This is a genomic window from Phycicoccus flavus (assembly GCF_004025965.2).
GTDB lineage: Bacteria > Actinomycetota > Actinomycetes > Actinomycetales > Dermatophilaceae > Phycicoccus > Phycicoccus flavus.
Genome location: NZ_SAYU02000129.1, coordinates 1 through 3,599, shown reverse-complemented (window position 1 = coordinate 3,599; position 3,599 = coordinate 1). Strand labels below are relative to the sequence as shown.

The following is a 3,599-nucleotide window of genomic DNA, read 5'->3' as shown; positions in this document are numbered from 1 at the left end:
GAGACCATCCGGGCCGACCCGTCGATGGGCGAGGACGTCATGGGCTCGGCCGACTACCTCCGGGCCGAGATCTACCAGGCCGCCGAGCACGAGATGGTCGTGACGATGGAGGACTTCATGCGGCGCCGCTCGAAGATCGACCTCGTCGTGCGTGACCACCACCAGGTCGACTCCGACGGCATGCGCGAGGTCGCCCGGATCCTCTTCGGCGACGACGCCGACCGTCGCCTGGAGGACTACCTCGCGACCAAGCGCAGCCGACAGGAGCAGGCCACCGCCTGACCCCCTCCGCGCCCCCCACCCTCCCCGCCACGGTGGCCCCACCCCGGTGGACATTTCGGGGTGACCCCGAGATGTCCGCCGGACACCGGTTCGGAACCGGGGTCTGGGTGACAAAACGGGGTGTCGGGCTCCAGAGGCGTGAGATGGGCCCACGCTCGACACGGCGCGGCTCGAGCCCATGTTCGACAGGGCGCGGCTCGAGCCCACGCTCGAACACGGCACGGTTCGGGCACGCGCGACGGGTCTAGGGCGGGTCGGTCCAGCGGACCCGGAAGGTCGCCCCCGGCGGCAGCTGGGCGGCGCGGTCGACGTCGGCGTCGACGATCACCCCGACGACCGGGTAGCCGCCGGTCACCGGGTGGTCGGCGAGGAAGAGCACCGGCTCGCCGCCGGGCGGCACCTGGACCGCGCCGCGCCAGATGCCCTCGCTCGGCAGCTCCTCGGCCCGCGCCGTGCGGAACGACCCGCCCGCGAGCCGCATCCCCACCCGGTTGCTGCGCTCGCTGACCCGCCACGTGGTGTGGACCAGCACGTCGGCGTCCTCGAACCGGTCCGCCCGCGGCCCGCGCACCGCCGCGAGGACGAGGTCGTCGGCCGGCCGCGGCCACGGCACCTGGTCGACGCCGGGCACGGGACCGACCGGGTCGCCGACGGGCAGGACGTCCCCCGGGGCCAGCGGCGGCGGCCCGATCCCGGAGAGCACGTCGTGGCTGCGCGAGCCGAGCACCGGCTCGACCGCCACCCCGCCGCGCACCCCGAGGTAGGACCGCAGCCCGACGCCCGGCGGCCGCAGGGCCAGGACGGCCCCGGCGGGCACGGTGAGCACCGCGTGCGACCCGGCGTCGCGGCCGTCGATCAGCACCGGCCCGCGCGCGCCGGTGACGCAGACCGTGAGGGCCTCCTCGCCGGCCCGGACCTCGAGCCCGCCGCCGGTGACCTCGACCGCCGCGGCGTCCTCGTCGTTGCCGAGCAGCCGGTTGGCCAGGCGTAGCGCCCGCCGGTCGGCCGCGCCGGACCGGCCGACTCCGACCCCGGCGAGCCCCGGGCGGCCGAGGTCCTCGACGAGCGCCAGCGGGCCCGCCGCGAGCACCTCGAGCGACCTCACCGGCCCGCCTCGACGAAGCGCACCGTCACGCCCGGCCGCAGCAGGGCGGGCGGCTCCCGGCCGGTGTCCCAGAGGACGAGGTCGGTGCGCCCCAGCAGCTGCCAGCCCCCGGGCGACTCGCGCGGGTAGACGCCGGAGTACTCCCCGGCGAGCCCCACCGACCCGGCCGGCACCCGGGTGCGCGACTCCTCGCGGCGCGGCACGTGCAGCCGGTCGTCCTCCCCGACGAGGTAGCCGAAGCCCGGCGCGAAGCCGCCGAAGGCGACCCGCCAGGTCTGCCCGGTGTGGGCGGCGACGACCTCGTCGACGGTGAGCCCGGTGAGCTGCGCGACGTCGCCGAGGTCCGCGCCGTCGTAGACCACCGGCACCTCGAGGGTCCCGCCGTCGTCGTCCGGCATCGCCGACGCCGAGGTCGGCAGCCCCGCCAGGACCGCGCGGACCTCGGCGACGCCCGAGCCCTCGGCGGCGACGACGAGGACGGTCCGGGCCGCCGGCACGACGGACGCCACGCACGCGGGTGCCGCCGCGCGCAGGGCCGCGGCCAGCGCCATCGCCGCGTCGCCGTCGGACAGCTCGGCGAGGACGGCGCGGTCGCCGTAGGACAGCAGGTCCACGAGCGCTCAGCCCCCGACGAACGCGCGGACGGCGACGCCGGCGTCGTCGAGCACGGCGCGCACCCGCTCGGCCATCGCGACGGCGCCGGGGGTGTCCCCGTGCAGGCACACCGACTCGGCGGCGACGGAGACCTCGGTGCCGTCGGCCGCGGTCACCGTGCCGTCGGTGACGAGCCGGAGCACCCGCGCGGCCACGACGTCGGGGTCCTCGAGCAGCGCGCCGGGCTCACTGCGCGCGACGAGCGTGCCGTCCGGTCGGTAGCCACGGTCGGCGAAGGCCTCGGGGACGGCGCGCAGCCCGGCCGCCGCGGCCCGGCGGAGCAGCTCGGAGCCCGGGAGCCCGAGCACCGGCAGGCCCGGGTCGAAGGCGCGCACGGCGTCGACCACCGCCTGCGCCTGCCCGGCGTCGTGGACGGCGGTGTTGTAGAGCGCGCCGTGCGGCTTGACGTAGGCCACCCGCGTCCCCGCGACCCGGGCCATCCCCGCGAGCGCCCCGAGCTGGTAGGTGACGTCATCGGAGAGCTCGCCGGGCGCGTAGTCGACGAAGCGCCGCCCGAACCCGGCGAGGTCGCGGTAGCCCACCTGCGCCCCGACGACGACGCCCCGGGCGGCCGCGACCTCGCAGCAGCGGCGCAGCGTCGTGGGGTCGCCGGCGTGGAAGCCGCAGGCGACGTTGGCGCTCGTGACCAGGCCGAGCATCGCCTCGTCGTCGCCGAGCCTCCAGCGCCCGAAGGACTCCCCGACGTCGCTGTTGAGGTCGACCGCCGGGGCGGGCTCGGAGGGCTCGCTCATCCCCCGAGCATGTCAGGCCCCGCCCCGGCCGGACGTCGTCAGCGCTCGAGCAGGACCTCGGCCAGCGGCTTGCGGGCGATGTCCGGCACCCGCGCACCCGCCGCGGGGTGGCCCACCGGGACGACGACGAAGGGCCGCTCGTTCTCCGGCCGGCCGAGGATCGAGGGGAGCCAGCGCATCGGCGACGGCGTGTGCGTCAGCGTCGAGAGGCCGGCGGCGTGCAGCGCGGCCAGCAGCAGCCCGACGGCGATGCCGACCGACTCCTTGGCGTAGTACGGCCGCGGCTCGGTGTCGCTGCGGTGCACCTCGAGGACGACGACGAGCACCGGCGCGGTCGTGAGGAACGGCTTGTCGGCGTCGGTGCCGAGCGGCGCCAGCGCCGACAGCCACTCCGCCCCGGCGCGCCGGCCGTAGAAATCGCGCTCCTCGGCCTCGGCGCCCTCGCGGATGCGCCGCTTGACCTCCGGGTCGGTGACGAGTACGAAGCGCCACGGCTGGAGGTTCGCCCCGCTCGGGGCACTGGCCGCGGCCCGGACGGCGGCGCGCACCGCGTCCAGCGGCACCGGGTCCGGCGCGAGGTCGCGCACCGAGCGCCGCGTCGCCATGAGGTCGGCGAACGCCGTGGCCCGCGCGACCCGCTCGGCGTCGGTGAGGTCCGGCGGCCGGGGCGCGGGCACCGTGGGGCGGGCGGGTTCGCTGTCGGTCACCGGCCCATGGTGACCGACCCCGCCGCCGGCACCGGAGAATGGGGCCGTGGCACCGACACCCGTGGTCGTCCTCGCGCTCGTCGCGGCCTGGCACGCCGC

Annotated in this window: 5 protein-coding genes; 1 reads left to right on the top strand and 4 read right to left on the bottom strand. The window is 77.4% G+C overall.

What is annotated here, in order from left to right; all coding sequences use genetic code 11:
* On the top strand, positions 1-282 hold a 282-nt coding region (locus tag EPD83_RS19995), incomplete at its 5' end, for a glycerol-3-phosphate dehydrogenase C-terminal domain-containing protein (protein ID WP_322095807.1).
* A gap of 244 nt (positions 283-526) precedes the next feature.
* Here the strand turns inward: EPD83_RS19995 and EPD83_RS19990 are convergent.
* Genes EPD83_RS19990 through EPD83_RS19975 form a run of 4 tightly spaced genes read right to left on the bottom strand, consistent with a single transcriptional unit; the run spans position 527 to position 3,500 of the window.
* The gene (locus EPD83_RS19990) at positions 527-1,387 is read right to left on the bottom strand and encodes a 5-oxoprolinase subunit C family protein (protein ID WP_128368166.1); all 861 of its coding nucleotides are present in this window, start codon (positions 1,385-1,387) and stop codon (positions 527-529) included.
* On the bottom strand, positions 1,384-2,001 hold the full coding sequence (locus EPD83_RS19985) for a 5-oxoprolinase subunit B family protein (protein WP_235950754.1): 618 nt from the start codon (positions 1,999-2,001) through the stop codon (positions 1,384-1,386). Before EPD83_RS19985 ends, EPD83_RS19990 begins: the two co-directional genes overlap by 4 nt.
* Before the next feature lie 6 nt (positions 2,002-2,007).
* Positions 2,008-2,793, bottom strand: a complete 786-nt coding sequence (locus EPD83_RS19980; protein ID WP_165567060.1) for a LamB/YcsF family protein — start codon at positions 2,791-2,793, stop codon at positions 2,008-2,010.
* 38 nt (positions 2,794-2,831) lie between these two features.
* Positions 2,832-3,500, bottom strand: coding sequence for a nitroreductase family protein (locus EPD83_RS19975; protein ID WP_205859643.1), 669 nt, complete (start codon positions 3,498-3,500; stop codon positions 2,832-2,834).
* Positions 3,501-3,599: the final 99 nt, after the last annotated feature.